Origin of the sequence: Polynucleobacter victoriensis, from assembly GCF_900187875.1 — a bacterium.
Classification (GTDB): Bacteria; Pseudomonadota; Gammaproteobacteria; order Burkholderiales; family Burkholderiaceae; genus Polynucleobacter; species Polynucleobacter victoriensis.
The window spans coordinates 303,163-316,287 of sequence record NZ_FYEX01000001.1 but is presented as its reverse complement, the minus strand read 5'-3'; the positions used below and the strand labels follow the sequence as shown (position 1 = coordinate 316,287).

General features: G+C 41.8%; 18 protein-coding genes and 2 tRNA genes. 11 read left to right on the top strand and 9 right to left on the bottom strand.

Annotation, left to right across the window (positions count from 1 at the left end):
• Positions 1-12 precede the first annotated feature (12 nt).
• The 3 genes from pdxJ to nagZ are packed head-to-tail and all read left to right on the top strand — an operon-like array spanning position 13 to position 2,336.
• A complete protein-coding gene (gene pdxJ / locus CFR83_RS01670; RefSeq protein WP_088812179.1) occupies positions 13-765 on the top strand; it encodes a pyridoxine 5'-phosphate synthase in 753 nt (250 codons plus the stop codon).
• A gap of 21 nt (positions 766-786) precedes the next feature.
• Entirely contained in the window at positions 787-1,224 is a 438-nt protein-coding gene (acpS, locus tag CFR83_RS01665; RefSeq protein WP_088812178.1) for a holo-ACP synthase, read from the top strand.
• Between the two features lie 38 nt (positions 1,225-1,262).
• Positions 1,263-2,336 carry a beta-N-acetylhexosaminidase gene (gene nagZ / locus CFR83_RS01660; protein ID WP_088812177.1) on the top strand — a complete coding sequence of 358 codons (1,074 nt, stop codon included), beginning with the start codon at positions 1,263-1,265 and terminating at the stop codon, positions 2,334-2,336.
• On the opposite strand, the gene CFR83_RS01655 is transcribed toward nagZ, so the two are convergent.
• Positions 2,323-2,508, bottom strand: coding sequence for a hypothetical protein (locus CFR83_RS01655; protein ID WP_088812176.1), 186 nt, complete (start codon positions 2,506-2,508; stop codon positions 2,323-2,325). The two genes, nagZ and CFR83_RS01655, sit on opposite strands and share 14 nt — an antisense overlap.
• Positions 2,509-2,758: 250 nt before the next feature.
• Between CFR83_RS01655 and CFR83_RS01650 the strand changes: the two genes are divergently transcribed.
• Together CFR83_RS01650 and CFR83_RS01645 are read left to right on the top strand one after the other, a co-directional pair.
• The gene (locus tag CFR83_RS01650) at positions 2,759-3,319 is read left to right on the top strand and encodes a YeeE/YedE thiosulfate transporter family protein (protein ID WP_088812175.1); all 561 of its coding nucleotides are present in this window, start codon (positions 2,759-2,761) and stop codon (positions 3,317-3,319) included.
• Position 3,320: 1 nt separating this feature from the next.
• A complete protein-coding gene (locus CFR83_RS01645) occupies positions 3,321-3,851 on the top strand; it encodes a YeeE/YedE thiosulfate transporter family protein (protein WP_088812174.1) in 531 nt (176 codons plus the stop codon).
• 38 nt (positions 3,852-3,889) lie between these two features.
• Here the strand turns inward: CFR83_RS01645 and CFR83_RS01640 are convergent, their stop codons facing one another.
• From CFR83_RS01640 to earP, 3 genes are all read right to left on the bottom strand, one after another.
• Complete coding sequence (locus tag CFR83_RS01640; protein WP_088812173.1) at positions 3,890-4,117, bottom strand: hypothetical protein; 228 nt, start codon at positions 4,115-4,117, stop codon at positions 3,890-3,892.
• A gap of 225 nt (positions 4,118-4,342) precedes the next feature.
• Positions 4,343-4,903: an elongation factor P gene (gene efp, locus CFR83_RS01635; protein WP_088812172.1), complete on the bottom strand. Its 561-nt coding sequence runs from the start codon at positions 4,901-4,903 to the stop codon at positions 4,343-4,345.
• On the bottom strand, positions 4,900-6,039 hold the full coding sequence (gene earP, locus CFR83_RS01630; RefSeq protein WP_088812171.1) for an elongation factor P maturation arginine rhamnosyltransferase EarP: 1,140 nt from the start codon (positions 6,037-6,039) through the stop codon (positions 4,900-4,902). The genes efp and earP overlap by 4 nt, the downstream gene beginning before the upstream one ends.
• Between earP and uvrC the strand changes: the two genes are divergently transcribed.
• Positions 6,038-7,912 (top strand): excinuclease ABC subunit UvrC, encoded by a 1,875-nt coding sequence (gene uvrC / locus CFR83_RS01625; RefSeq protein WP_088812170.1) that lies wholly within the window; start codon positions 6,038-6,040, stop codon positions 7,910-7,912. The two genes, earP and uvrC, sit on opposite strands and share 2 nt — an antisense overlap.
• A gap of 17 nt (positions 7,913-7,929) precedes the next feature.
• On the opposite strand, the gene CFR83_RS01620 is transcribed toward uvrC, so the two are convergent.
• Positions 7,930-8,253 (bottom strand): helix-turn-helix domain-containing protein, encoded by a 324-nt coding sequence (locus CFR83_RS01620; RefSeq protein WP_088812169.1) that lies wholly within the window; start codon positions 8,251-8,253, stop codon positions 7,930-7,932.
• Complete coding sequence (locus CFR83_RS01615; RefSeq protein WP_088812168.1) at positions 8,231-8,620, bottom strand: type II toxin-antitoxin system RelE/ParE family toxin; 390 nt, start codon at positions 8,618-8,620, stop codon at positions 8,231-8,233. The genes CFR83_RS01620 and CFR83_RS01615 overlap by 23 nt, the downstream gene beginning before the upstream one ends.
• 126 nt (positions 8,621-8,746) lie before the next feature.
• Between CFR83_RS01615 and pgsA the strand changes: the two genes are divergently transcribed.
• From pgsA to CFR83_RS01600, 3 genes are all read left to right on the top strand, one after another.
• The gene (pgsA, locus tag CFR83_RS01610) at positions 8,747-9,325 is read left to right on the top strand and encodes a CDP-diacylglycerol--glycerol-3-phosphate 3-phosphatidyltransferase (protein WP_088812167.1); all 579 of its coding nucleotides are present in this window, start codon (positions 8,747-8,749) and stop codon (positions 9,323-9,325) included.
• 136 nt (positions 9,326-9,461) lie between these two features.
• A tRNA-Gly gene (locus CFR83_RS01605) sits at positions 9,462-9,537 on the top strand.
• Between the two features lie 56 nt (positions 9,538-9,593).
• Positions 9,594-9,667 (top strand) — tRNA-Cys (locus CFR83_RS01600).
• Positions 9,668-9,715: 48 nt separating this feature from the next.
• Here CFR83_RS01600 and CFR83_RS08365 read toward each other — a convergent pair.
• Both CFR83_RS08365 and cysK read right to left on the bottom strand, forming a co-directional pair.
• Complete coding sequence (locus tag CFR83_RS08365; protein ID WP_165765034.1) at positions 9,716-9,874, bottom strand: hypothetical protein; 159 nt, start codon at positions 9,872-9,874, stop codon at positions 9,716-9,718.
• Between the two features lie 15 nt (positions 9,875-9,889).
• A complete protein-coding gene (gene cysK / locus CFR83_RS01595) occupies positions 9,890-10,864 on the bottom strand; it encodes a cysteine synthase A (RefSeq protein ID WP_088812166.1) in 975 nt (324 codons plus the stop codon).
• Between the two features lie 198 nt (positions 10,865-11,062).
• Between cysK and CFR83_RS01590 the strand changes: the two genes are divergently transcribed.
• Complete coding sequence (locus tag CFR83_RS01590; RefSeq protein WP_088812165.1) at positions 11,063-11,353, top strand: DUF2325 domain-containing protein; 291 nt, start codon at positions 11,063-11,065, stop codon at positions 11,351-11,353.
• Positions 11,354-11,358: 5 nt separating this feature from the next.
• Here the strand turns inward: CFR83_RS01590 and CFR83_RS01585 are convergent, their stop codons facing one another.
• Positions 11,359-12,036, bottom strand: a complete 678-nt coding sequence (locus CFR83_RS01585; protein ID WP_088812164.1) for an RBBP9/YdeN family alpha/beta hydrolase — start codon at positions 12,034-12,036, stop codon at positions 11,359-11,361.
• A 167-nt stretch (positions 12,037-12,203) separates the two neighbouring features.
• Between CFR83_RS01585 and epsC the strand changes: the two genes are divergently transcribed.
• On the top strand, positions 12,204-13,112 hold the full coding sequence (epsC, locus tag CFR83_RS01580; RefSeq protein ID WP_088812163.1) for a serine O-acetyltransferase EpsC: 909 nt from the start codon (positions 12,204-12,206) through the stop codon (positions 13,110-13,112).
• Positions 13,113-13,125: the final 13 nt, after the last annotated feature.

Below are 13,125 nucleotides of genomic sequence, written 5' to 3'. Positions count from 1 at the left end.
GTTTAGAGATTCTTGGGACCAAAAAACATCATTGATTTAGGTATCAATATTGACCACGTAGCGACACTCAGAAATGCGCGCGGTACAACTTATCCAGATCCTTTGAGGGCTGCGCAATTAGCTGAGGAGTATGGCGCTGATTTAATCACCTTGCACTTAAGAGAAGATCGTCGCCATATTAAGGATGCTGATTTAATTAATATGCGACCACTCATCGCAACTCGCATGAACCTTGAGTGTGCAGTGACACCGGAAATGATTGAGATTGCTTGCAAAGTTAAACCTCACGATGTTTGCTTGGTGCCAGAAAAGCGTCAAGAAGTGACGACAGAGGGTGGTTTAGATGTCGTTGGTAATTTTGATAATGTTAAAAATGCGACCCAACGTTTGATTCAGGCGGGAATCACGGCATCCATCTTTATTGATCCAGATGAGCAACAAATTGCGAAGGCTAAAGAAACTGGTGCCACAGTGATTGAACTTCATACTGGTAAATATGCAGACACAGATGGCGCGGAGAAACTAAAAGAATTGGAGCGCATTAAGGCGGCTGCTAAGTTTGGTCACTCAATTGGTTTGAAAGTAAATGCAGGCCATGGTTTGCATGAAGGTAATGTGAAAGCGATTGCGGAAATACTTGAAATTGCAGAATTAAACATTGGCCATGCGATTGTGGCTGAGGCAGTGTTTAAAGGGTGGAAGGCAGCTATCCAAGATATGAGAGCCATCATGTTGTCGGCACGCCAAGCTGCCATGAACCGATAAATACATATTGATATAAATAAGATGATCGCCGGTATTGGTACAGACATACTCAAGATAGATCGCTTAAGGGCGGCTTATGAGAGAACTCATGGTCGTTTGGCTGAGCGTATCTTGGGTCCTGATGAGATGGTGGTCTTTAAAAGCAGATTGGCGCGTAATGAGTCTAGAGGAATCGCTTATCTCGCAACACGCTTTGCCGCAAAAGAGGCATTCTCAAAAGCGATTGGTTTGGGAATGTATTCACCAATGTCATGGCGAGCCATGCAAACACTCAATGACCCAACCGGTAAACCAGTGGTGAAGTGTTCTGGTAAGTTACAAGAATTCATGGATGCAAAACACTTTAGTGCGCAGGTTAGCATTAGTGATGAAGTAGATATGGCAATTGCTTTTGTAATTGTTACTTTTGGTACACCTGTTGTATCTGGTGTCATGGACCCCAAAGATTTGATGGGTTAATCATTAAAAATAGAGTAGGTCAACCACAGTAGAACAAGATGAGTAAAAAAAATAAATTTAACGCAGGTCCCATCGTATTAGATGTGGTTGGTAAAACTTTGACCAAAGATGATATTCGTCGTATCGCTGATCCTAAAACGGGTGGGGTGATTTTGTTCGGTCGTAATTATCAGAACAGGGCGCAGCTCACTGCACTGACTAAAGCCATTAAGAAGGTTAGATCGGATGTGATGATCAGTATTGATCATGAAGGCGGTAGAGTGCAGCGTTGTAGAACTGATGGCTTTACGCATTTGCCTGCCATGAAAAAGCTTGGTGACATTTGGTCTAATGGTGGCAAGAAGGCTAGCGCAGAACATGCTTTAAAAGCCATGGAAGCAGCTACTGCAGTCGGTTTTGTTTTAGCTGGTGAGCTAAGAGCTTGTGGTGTTGATTTTAGTTTTACGCCTGTTCTTGATTTAGATTTTGGCCGTAGTGGTGTGATTGGTGATCGTTCGTTCAATCGTGATCCGCAGATTGCTGCGATGTTAGCCAAGAGTCTGAATCATGGTTTGCAATTAGCTGGCATGGCTAATTGTGGCAAACATTTCCCAGGTCATGGTTGGGCTGAGGCTGATTCTCATATTGCTATTCCAGTTGACGAAAGATCTCTCACAACAATCATCAATGATGATGCTAAGCCTTATGCATATTTAGGTCTTGGTCTGGCATCCGTAATGCCGGCACATGTTATCTATCCAAAGGTAGATAAACATCCTGCGGGATTCTCAAAGGTTTGGTTGCAAGACATCCTCAGAAAACAACTTCAATTTACAGGCGTTATTTTTAGCGATGACTTATCGATGGAGGGCGCATCTGTGGCAGGTAGTGTTGTCAAGGGAGCCCAGATGGCATTGAAAGCTGGTTGCGATCAAGTGTTGATTTGTAATCGCCCGGATTTGGCAGATCAACTACTTAAAGATCTTACCTATGACGAGAAGACTTATAAGATTTCTCGTAGAAGAGTACAAAAATTAATGCCTACATCGCAGGCAATGGATTGGGATGAGTTGCAAGCTAGCCCCGATTATCAAAGGGCTAAGCAATTACTCAAAGACCTTAAGCTGGTCTAACTCTGGCTGTTAGCGTATCGCTGCTACCGCGCTCTTCGAGTGCGGATAAGCGCAATGCTTCATGTTCAAATTCAATGATGCCTGAGGCAAGACGAGGGCGATCTAATGAGATCACATAGGTCCAGACCAAGCTACGGTCTTTTCTTTTAAATACGTCAACAATTCTTTTCATAACTTAGCTTTTAAAGCTCCTATAGAACATTGCTAAGTTAACACGTAACACTATATTTAGTTATAAGTATTTGCCATAACCCTAGCTATTGTGAAACTTACAAGCCACAAACAATTTATTGCCTAATAATATATAATTACATATAATGTAATCTAGTAAATTGAAATAAAGATTTAATGCCCTCTAGATATACCTAAATAAGGCATTGATTCTTATGAATATGTGCAAAAACTAAAAAAGGAAGGCAACTATGTCAGAACTTAGCAGTAGTAATCCGACAGCAACAGAGGGCCCAGGTTGGAGTCCCTACTTGGCTGGAGCTCTATTGGGTATTTTGGCCATAGTGTCGGTATATCTAACTACGACATTGATGGGCAAATCAAATTACCTAGGTGCATCAACTACTTTTGTGCGAGCAGCAGGTTTGTTGTTTCAAAGTGTTGATCCTGCCCACGTTGCCGAGAACGCTTATTACGTGAAAGAAAAAGTCAAAGTTGATTGGCAGTTCATGATTTTGATTGGCATCTTCTTTGGCGCACTGATTTCATCATTAAAAGACAGTAGCTTTAAGTTAGAAGCTGTACCACCTACATGGGAAAAACGATTTGGTCCATCGGTGGCTAAGCGCGCAGTATTTTCATTCTTGGGTGGCATTGTTGCCATGATGGGAGCAAGACTTGCAGATGGTTGTCCAAGTGGTCATGGACTAAGCGGGATGATGCAGCTATCAGTTAGCTCATTTGTGGCTTTGGCATTTTTCTTTGGTGTTGGTGCCATCATTGCTAACTTGATGTACAGAAAGGTTCAATAACATGTCTACAGAACAAATTTTAGGATTAATCACAGGTTTGGCATTTGGCTTCTTGTTACAAAGAGGGCGTGTATTACGTTATGACAAACAAGTAGGTGCGATGTTATTTAAAGACATGGCAATTTTTAAATTTATGTTATCTGCCATCGTCGTAGGTATGTTTGGTATCTTGGCTTTGAATGATCTTGAGATCATTAAGTTAAGTCATAAAGCAATGAATGTCGGAGCTATCTTGGTGGGCGGCACGTTGTTTGGTATTGGTTGGGCAGTCATGGGTTTTTGCCCAGGCACATCAGTGGGTGCCGTAGGTGAGGGTCGTTGGCACGCCATCTTTGGTGTGATTGGCATGATCGTTGGTGCTGGTATCTATGCTGAGATGTACCCATTCTTTAAATCAACAGTTTTATCTTGGGCTGATTTTGGCAAGATTGGCTTGCCAGAAGCTCTGGGCATTAATCACTGGGTGATTGCCGTTATCTTCGCCATCATCACACTCTTGATGTTTAGATGGTTTGAGAAAAAAGGAATTTAAAAGTTATAAAAAGAAAAATTATCAATAAAAAACCACCGTTATCCGGTGGTTTTTTTCATCTTGATTGTGCCGTTATCTAAGTGAAAGGTCGCTTTTTCACCATCTATATTTTTATACAAAGCTTCCCAATGCTTTTCATCGGCGCTAATCAGTTTTACTAGGGTATAAGCCGGTGTTGTTGGAAATAACGGTTGCTCTGTGTAATGAAATAAAAAACCGTACATGTATTCAACATACAAATGTTTGGGTGCACTCTTTTGGCTCATTTGGTGACCTCTTCCGAATCAGTTATCCACAGAAATTGTTCATAACTTCTATTGAACTAATCATAAACCTACTAAAAACAACCGCTAGGTTGTTTGCTTAAAAAACAGTCAATCGCGAATCAGCTTAACAAATAATTGTGAAGAAAAATTGACATAAAAAAACCACCCTAGCAGGGTGGTTTATCGCACATTCAGTTGAATCAACTGAATGTTGAACAACATCAATTAGTTAGCACGGCTGCGGTATTCGCCAGTACGTGTATCAATCTCGATCTTGTCACCTTCAGTACAGAACAAAGGAACTTGTAGTTCGTAGCCTGTAGCAATCTTTGCGCTCTTAAGCACGCGGCCTGAGCTTGTATCGCCTTTAACAGCTGGTTCTGTGTAAGTGATTTCGCGAACAACAATTGTTGGTAGTTCTACTGATAAAGCTTTACCTTCGTAGAAAACCACTTCAACTGGCATGCCGTCTTCCAAATAGTTAAGGGCATCACCCATATTGTCTTTTTCAACTTCGTACTGGTTGTACTCTGTATCCATGAATGCATACATTGGATCTGCGAAGTAAGAATAAGTACATTCTTTACGTTCCAAGATCACAACTTCGAATTTGTCATCAGCTTTAAAAATGCCTTCGTTAGGCGCTTCTGTGATCAAGTTCTTAAACTTCATCTTAACTACAGCAGCGTTACGACCTGAACGGCTGTATTCAGTTTTCTGAATAACCAATGGTTGGCCATTCAACATAACAACGTTACCTACGCGGAGTTCTTGAGCAATTTTCATCGCGATATTTCCTGAGATTTCACAAAGTCTAAGATTTTACCCTCTAAATGACCTAAACCCACTAACTTCTGTCGCCAAGCAGCAGAATGTTCGGTCCAAGCCCCTAATTGAGCCCACCAGTCTGTGGGGGAACCCCATTTCATGGCAGATATACCAAGAGATCTAACCGTTGGAGGAGCATCTTCAAAATACCGCTCTAAAAAGGCATCTAGTTTCACTTCGTGGGCAGAATCAGACTGAGGATAGATATCCCAGATGAATGGCTTACCGGCCCATTGAGCCCTCACGAATGAGTCCTCACCGCGCACCAAGTTCATGTCGCAGTGGGCCACAAGCCAGTCGTAATCTTCTTGTGGCACAAATGGCAGCTCTATCAATTGCAGCGCAGTTAATTCAGCTGCCAAGGTGGCAATAGAAACATTCTGACCAGCGCAAATGAGTACGTCGACAACATCACCATGATCAATTGCAGCTCTATTTAAAGAGCGAAGCCATTGATCTAATGGGGCATGACGGTAATTAAAGATAGATATGCGTTTGGCGCCGGCACGACATTTAGCTAAAGAATCACTTAAAGATTTTGGGGTAGAGCTTGTACCTACTACGCCAACTACTTCATCCCAATTGCCAAAAGTGACGCCACCTGTTTTGGGAGTGAAGCCAGGGAAGTAAAAAAACTTCTTGAGACCATTATTTTGTGGTGATGGCATCAGATGCATCTCATCGGCCCACGGCTCAGCAGTTAGATACTCTAAGTTAATCCATATTGGTGCCACAGCTCGATGGGTCATGGCGGTCACATAAGCTTGTGGCAGGTGACAAGCAAAAGCCTCAATCACCACATTGCCAACATCAGATAAAACCTCAGCAGACTCTGCGGCAGACCATGGTAATACCTCAATGCCTAAACTAGCGCCATAGCCTACAGCATCACCATGGGCTATGGTATTTAAAACATTTAAATCATCGCAAAATAAACGAATGCGGATATCATCATGACTAGATCCTGTTAACAAAGAGTTAGACAAAGAAAGCGATGAAGAAGGAGATGGACGTGACAGTGCTCTAGCTAGACGCCAGCACACACCGGCATCACCATAGTTATCGACGATTTGACAAAAAATATCCCAACGCATGTCGAATGAGACTCCAGAAACCCTCTTAAATGATGTTAAAAAATTACCCGGTTTGCCGGGTGTTTATCGCTTTTTTGATGAAGCAGGGCAAATCTTATACGTTGGCAAGGCAAAAGATCTAAAAAAGCGCGTTAATAGTTATTTTCAACGAAATCTTAGTTCACCACGCATTGAGCGCATGGTCACCAGAATTCGGTCGCTACAAACTACAGTGACACGCACTGAGACTGAGGCGCTGATTTTAGAAAACAACCTCATTAAAGAACTATCGCCCCCATTTAACATTCTTTTTAGGGATGACAAATCTTATCCCTATGTGATGCTCTCAGGTCATCAATATCCGCGATTGGCTTATTACCGCGGCAGGGTTGATAAACGTCATCAATACTTTGGGCCATTCCCTAACTCTTGGGCTGTTAGAAACAGTATCCAAATCTTACAAAAAGTTTTCCAGATTAGAACTTGCGAGGACACGGTTTTTAAAAATAGAAGCAGGCCTTGTTTATTGCATCAAATCCATCGTTGCAGTGCACCGTGTGTTGGCAGAATCACAGATAAGAACTACGCCGAAGACGTTAATAAGGCGATGAAGTTTTTAGAGGGTGATCATGCAAGTGTCATGGCTGAATTTGAAAAAGCCATGTTTACCTACAGTGAAAACATGCAGTTTGAAGAAGCGGCCATGATGCGTGACCGTATTGCTGACTTGTCACAAGTATTGCAGCAACAGTCCATGGATGCTGTGGCTGAAGGCGAGGGTGATGTGGATGTCTTGGCTATTGCCATGAAAGGTGGTTTGGCTTGCATTAACTTGGCAATGGTCAGAGGTGGCAGGCATTTAGGTGATAGAGCTTACTTTCCTAAAATGGGTCGCTTTAAAGAAGATGCAATGCCTGATGGCGATGAGGTTATGCAAGCTTTTATTACTCAACACTACTTAAGTGATGACGCAGAGTCTTTAAAACTCATACCTAGAGTTATGGTGATACAAGACTTTAAAGACACCCCAGATAATGAAGAGCTGCAGCAATTGTTAAATGACAAGGCAGGTAAAAAAGTACAAATACTTAGGCAGCCTCAAGGTCAAAGAAAACATTGGCTCACCATGGCGCAGAACAATGCAGAGTTGGCATTGACCAAGCGCCTGACTGAGGCTGGCGGTCAAGAAGCTAGAACAAGATCATTGATTGATGTGCTCAATCTTGATATTGAAAATGCCGAAGATCTCAGAATTGAATGTTTTGATATTAGTCACACATCTGGTGAAGCAACTCAAGCTAGTTGTGTGGTGTATCAGAAGCATGACATGCAAAGCAGTGAGTACAGGCGCTTTAACATCAATGACATTATTCCTGGTGATGACTATGCCGCGATGCGCCAAGTATTGCATCGTCGTTATGCGAATTTTCAGGAGATACCTACTGAAAAGCAGCCGCACATTGTGTTGGTTGATGGTGGTAAGGGTCAGGTTAGTATGGCCAAAGAAGTTTTTGATGAGTTGGGTTTAGATATCCATATGATTGTGGGTATCGCGAAGGGTGAGGGCAGAAAAGTCGGTCTAGAAACACTCATTTTTGCTGACCAGCGCGAACCGCTGACTTTGGGTTTGGAAAGTCCTGCATTGTTACTCACTGCCCAAATCAGAGATGAGGCGCACCGCTTTGCAATCACAGGTATGAGGGCAAAGCGTCAAAAGGCCAGGAACGTTTCTCGTTTAGAAGAGATTGAGGGTATTGGGGCTAAGAGAAGGCAAAAGCTCCTTGCACGATTTGGTGGACTTAAAGGTGTGGTCAATGCCACCATAGAAGAGCTACAGCAAGTAGAAGGTATTTCTAAAGCTCTAGCTGAGCAGATATATAAACAACTGCACTAATACCCAAGGCGTTACGTTTAAAGAACAGCTTCTAATCCTTTTCTTTCTAATAGATGTAATAGCTTTAGTGAAGGACCTCGAGGGTGTTTTTCACCAATTTCCCACTTTTGTATAGTAGATGTGCTGGTATTTAAAACTGCTGCCAAGACTGACTGACTTAGATGAAGTTGAAGTCTTAGCTTGCGAATTTTTTTGCTGTCATATTTGGGAATAGGTTCTAGACAAAGTAAATCATATTTGTGCATTTTGCGCTTATCAATGAATCCAATTTCATGCAGGTCTTTAGCCGTCTCATGAACGGCTGCCAAAATTTCACTCTTAGCTTTTGTTTTTCTGACCATGACAAATTTCCTCTAGCTTCCCATGTGCAATTGCATCATCTATTTGAGAATGTGTTTGACTTAACAAATCTATGGCTATCTCTTGGAGCGCTGCTAATTCATTGCTAGCAATATTCGCTCTTTCACTTTTTTCGAAACCATAAACAAAGAACCACTTACTACCTAGATTGCTTGCTATTAACGTTCTTGCCCCTGACCTTTTTCCTTTGTTGGCGAGCGCAATTCTTTTCTTAAAAATGTGACCGCCTAAATTTGCATCAAATAAACCCAGACTCATTTCCGTAACGGCACAACACAAGGATTGATCTGTTAGTTCAGTCTTTCTCATCCATTTACTAAAGTAGCGTGTTTTTAATACTCGTCTCATCCATTTAATATATCACTAAGTGATATAGTATACGAATTCCAGTTTTTAAAATAGGGGCTTTAAAAAATCTTTCTGTTGCCCTATAAAGAAAGCTCTTAGCCGTCAAAATTCCTTTATCCTTGCGAGATGCCTTTTAATTTACCAATTTTTCTGACCTGGTTAAGAGTTGCCACCATTCCCTTGGTTGTTGGCATCTTCTATTTACCTGAGTCATGGCTGACTGTTGATGACAAAAATCTATGGGCAACCATCTTCTTTGTTGGAGCAGCGGTCACAGATTGGTTAGACGGTTATTTGGCTCGTAAGTGGGGTCAGGTCTCAGCGTTTGGTGCGTTCTTAGACCCAGTTGCTGACAAACTCATGGTGGCTGCTGCTTTACTAGTTTTGCTTAACTTTGATCGAGTAGAGGCTTGGGTTGCTTTAGTCATTATTGGCCGTGAGATCACTATCTCTGCATTAAGAGAGTGGATGGCACAAATTGGTGCTTCGAAAAGTGTGGCTGTGCATTTTGTTGGAAAACTAAAAACGGCGGCACAACTCATAGCGATTCCATTTTTGCTCTATAACGACACCTTATTTGACCTATTTCATACTAGTTATATCGGTAGACCTCTAATTTGGATTGCAGCGGTCTTGACCGTATGGTCAATGTTTTACTACCTACAAAAAGCATGGCCACTAATCAAGGCTAAAACAGACCTATAAAGTCATAAAAGCCAACTAAATCAACACGTAACATCGTGGTTTGTAGTAATCTGATGTCATTAGTACCTCTGTAGTGCCAAAGTCTGATAATTTGACATAGGCGAAAAATGTGTTAAAGTATTGGTCTTGTTGTTATGCGGGATTAGCTCAGTTGGTAGAGCGATACCTTGCCAAGGTATAGGTCGAGAGTTCGAGCCTCTTATCCCGCTCCAAATTACGAGGGAAGCTTAAAAAAGCTTCCCTTTTTAATTTCACACAACACGTCCCCGGCGGGATGGCAGAGTGGTTATGCAGCGGCCTGCAAAGCCGTGTACCCCAGTTCGATTCTGGGTTCCGCCTCCAAAACACACTATTTCAATGAACAACCATGGCGGTTTAGCTAGTCATTGACTATGCGCTAGCCAATTCAAATGATTTAACCGTAGACATCAAGAACAGAATTCGACGTTTAATAGAGTTGCGCAACTCTATTTGGTCATCAGGTGTTGAATCGTGCTCTTTGAGCGGGCTAACGATAATAGGGTTGTAGATGTTTCTTGCGGGTGACATATGTTTATATCCTAACTAGGCGGGTAGTCCATTAGCATCAAAAACGCCTTCAAATAATGCGGAACTTAAATAACGTTCTGCGGAGTCTGGCAGTATCACAACAATAGTTTTTCCCTCGTATTGAGGTTGCTTTGCCAAACGAACCGCTACAGCTGCAGCTGCGCCACAAGAAATACCTGCCAAAATACCTTCCTCTTTTGCAAGACGACGAGCAAATTCAATAGCCTCTTCATTACTAACTTGCTCGACTTTATCCACCACGGATAAATCTAGATTTCCTGGAATAAAACCAGCGCCAATACCTTGGATCTTGTGAGGTGATGGTTTGATTTCTTCACCATTTAATTTTTGAGTAATTACAGGGCTAGCAGTTGGCTCTACTGCTACTGATTCGATAGCTTTATTTTTAGTCTTTTTAATATAACGTGAAACTCCAGTAATAGTCCCACCAGTGCCGACGCCAGCAACAAATACGTCTAAGTTGCCATCGGTATCCTCCCAAACTTCAGGGCCTGTTGTTGCCTCATGGATGGCTGGGTTAGATGGGTTATTAAATTGTTGCAATAAAACATATTTTGATAAATCGCTATTAGCAATTTCTACTGCTTTTGCCACGGCACCATTCATACCTTTAGGGCCTTCGGTTAAAACAATTTTTGCACCCAAAGCAGTCAATAGTTTGCGACGCTCCAGGCTCATTGTTTCTGGCATGGTTAGAGTGAGTGATATACCTTTCGCGGCAGCCACAAAGGCTAATGCAATACCGGTATTGCCACTAGTTGGTTCAACCAGTTCTTTGCCTGGACCCAATAGACCTTGCTTGATAGCATCATTGATCATGGCTGCACCAATACGGCATTTGACAGAATAGGCAGGATTGCGTCCCTCAATTTTTGCTAAGACAGTAGCTTTAGCGCCATCGGTAATGCGATTCAAACGCACTAGAGGTGTTTTACCAATTGTTTGTGAGTTATCTGCGAAGTAAGTCATTTAGTTCCTTGGTGTATTCAATCAATTAATTTGATAATTTAAGTGGATGATGAAGCTCTGTAAAACAATAACTTTTCATAAGCTAATCAGAAAAAGAGCGCTAATAAATCATAAATTTTGATAACTATTCCACTATTACTTAGTTCAAAAAAATCATTTCTCTTCCTACACTGAATCAATCTACAGAAAGGAGTGAGTATGGCTGTGCTAATAGTTGGTGGAGATCGTATTTCAAATATTCGTGATTACTTAAATAATCATGGCTATCAAAACGTTAATCATTGGGCTGCTAGGCGCAATAGTGATTGCCATAAAGTTATTCCAAAAAATACCAAATTGATTGTTGTGCTCACAGATTTTTTAAATCATGGCATGGCTAAAAGATTAAGAAGAGATGCATCGCAGATGGGCTTGCCAGTGGTTTTTAGCAAAAACTCAGTATCTGATTTGAGTTATGCATTTGAGAGATTTAGTCATTTAATTCACTAACTAAATTACTTAAAACCTAAGTGTTGTCGCGTGATGTGTCTTGCTTTTGCTAGTTGACTGCCACGACCTCGTTGAGGTTTGACTGGTTGACTTGGGTCAATTTCGCCCAGAGGGATTAGATCATAGATAGATTTGAATTCTCGTAATAGCTTAAGTCCTAGAGGCCATGGTCCGAACCCTGATGCTGTATTAATGTGTCCCACTGAGTCTAGGGCTAAAACTTTACTCCCCCAACATTCTCCCCATAATTTGGCTTTAGCTAATTGCATCCATGGGTCATTGGTGCTAGCAATAATGATGCTTGGGAATTTCAATCTCTTAGTAGGCAGTAGACCTCTTATGCTCTCAGTAGCATTCCAATCATCTATAGGCCTTACGCCAGACGGGGTGAATCTTTCTGGATCTGCGGGAGCCACCAACATTAGCCCTGATATTTTGTCGGCACGATCAACTGCTGCGGCAACGCTGGCTAAACAGCCAAAACTATGAGCAACTAACCATACTGATTGAGGGCAATGGTCAATGGCTAGTCTAATGTTGTCCGCCCATCTAGCCAAAATAGGTTCATCCCAGTTTTGATTGATGCGCTGAGCACCCGCAATGTGATTCTCAATCCATGTTTGCCAATGGGTTTCCCCGCTACCTTTATAGCCTGGGACGATGAGGGTGGTTGATTGAGCCATATTCAGTAAATTTATTTCAGGTGACTGTATCTCATAAATTTGCTGAACAAAAACAATAAAAATGAATAAGCATATGAGTTGAAAGCTTAGATTTTTTTATTGGTTCACAAAAAAATCAGCTGAGCATAAATTTCTTTCCATCAAGTTATTACTTAATAAAAAAATTTATGTCAGCGCAAGAGAATCAAAAACTATTCTTTAACTTAACTGAATTAGTTGGTCAGTTAAGAGAATCAAGAGAGAGCACTCACAAAATTCGCCATCTAGGCCGAGTTCGTGAATTGCCGTCTCGCGCCGAACTTGAATCAATTCTGACAGGTCTTTTTGCTGCGTTATTTCCCACTCATTATGGTCGTCCCGACTTAACTGATGATGACATTGATTATTTTGTTGGTGATGTACTCAATGTCACATTAAAGAAACTTGCTGAACAGGTTCGTCGTGGTCTTTATTTTGTTTCTCAAGAAGATTTAGCTGATGAGAATCAATTTGATCAGAAAGCAAAAGATTTAACTAAGAAGTTCGCAGAGAACTTGCCAAATATCAGGGCATTGATTGTTTCTGATGTGAGGGCTGCTATGAGCGGTGATCCTGCTGCAACTAGTGTTTCTGAGATTTTGCTGTGCTATCCAGGGGTGAGCGCAACCATCCATTACAGAATTGCTCACGCATTGCATCAGTTAGGAGCCAGGTTATTAGCTAGATTTATTTCAGAAATCGCGCACTCAAAAACAGGAGTAGATATTCATCCCGGTGCTGAAATTAATGAAGGCTTCTTTATTGATCATGGCACGGGGGTGGTTATAGGTGAAACAGCTGTAATTGGTAAGCATGTTCGTCTGTATCAAGCAGTTACCTTAGGCGCAAAAAGATTCCCAGCAGATAGCGAAGGTAATTTAATCAAAGGGCAGGCTCGTCATCCAGTCGTTGAAGATGAGGTGGTCATTTATGCGGGCGCAACAGTTTTGGGTCGGGTCACCATTGGAGCCCGGTCAACTATAGGAGGCAATGTGTGGCTTACCCATAGCGTGCCACCGGATAGCAACATTTCACAGGCTCAGATGCTCAGCCATTAGTGGCATCAATTAA

Excerpts from the sequence above, each read along its gene's own strand:
- acpS (WP_088812178.1), top strand. The coding sequence starts at position 787 with ATGATCGCCGGTATTGGTACAGACATACTCAAGATAGATCGCTTAAGG.
- nagZ (WP_088812177.1), top strand. The coding sequence starts at position 1,263 with ATGAGTAAAAAAAATAAATTTAACGCAGGTCCCATCGTATTAGATGTG.
- CFR83_RS01655 (WP_088812176.1), bottom strand. The coding sequence starts at position 2,508 with ATGAAAAGAATTGTTGACGTATTTAAAAGAAAAGACCGTAGCTTGGTC.
- CFR83_RS01650 (WP_088812175.1), top strand. The coding sequence starts at position 2,759 with ATGTCAGAACTTAGCAGTAGTAATCCGACAGCAACAGAGGGCCCAGGT.
- CFR83_RS01645 (WP_088812174.1), top strand. The coding sequence starts at position 3,321 with ATGTCTACAGAACAAATTTTAGGATTAATCACAGGTTTGGCATTTGGC.
- CFR83_RS01640 (WP_088812173.1), bottom strand. The coding sequence starts at position 4,117 with ATGAGCCAAAAGAGTGCACCCAAACATTTGTATGTTGAATACATGTAC.
- efp (WP_088812172.1), bottom strand. The coding sequence starts at position 4,903 with ATGAAAATTGCTCAAGAACTCCGCGTAGGTAACGTTGTTATGTTGAAT.
- uvrC (WP_088812170.1), top strand. The coding sequence starts at position 6,038 with ATGTCGAATGAGACTCCAGAAACCCTCTTAAATGATGTTAAAAAATTA.
- earP (WP_088812171.1), bottom strand. The coding sequence starts at position 6,039 with ATGCGTTGGGATATTTTTTGTCAAATCGTCGATAACTATGGTGATGCC.
- CFR83_RS01620 (WP_088812169.1), bottom strand. The coding sequence starts at position 8,253 with ATGGTCAGAAAAACAAAAGCTAAGAGTGAAATTTTGGCAGCCGTTCAT.
- CFR83_RS01615 (WP_088812168.1), bottom strand. The coding sequence starts at position 8,620 with ATGAGACGAGTATTAAAAACACGCTACTTTAGTAAATGGATGAGAAAG.
- pgsA (WP_088812167.1), top strand. The coding sequence starts at position 8,747 with ATGCCTTTTAATTTACCAATTTTTCTGACCTGGTTAAGAGTTGCCACC.
- CFR83_RS08365 (WP_165765034.1), bottom strand. The coding sequence starts at position 9,874 with ATGTCACCCGCAAGAAACATCTACAACCCTATTATCGTTAGCCCGCTC.
- cysK (WP_088812166.1), bottom strand. The coding sequence starts at position 10,864 with ATGACTTACTTCGCAGATAACTCACAAACAATTGGTAAAACACCTCTA.
- CFR83_RS01590 (WP_088812165.1), top strand. The coding sequence starts at position 11,063 with ATGGCTGTGCTAATAGTTGGTGGAGATCGTATTTCAAATATTCGTGAT.
- CFR83_RS01585 (WP_088812164.1), bottom strand. The coding sequence starts at position 12,036 with ATGGCTCAATCAACCACCCTCATCGTCCCAGGCTATAAAGGTAGCGGG.
- epsC (WP_088812163.1), top strand. The coding sequence starts at position 12,204 with ATGTCAGCGCAAGAGAATCAAAAACTATTCTTTAACTTAACTGAATTA.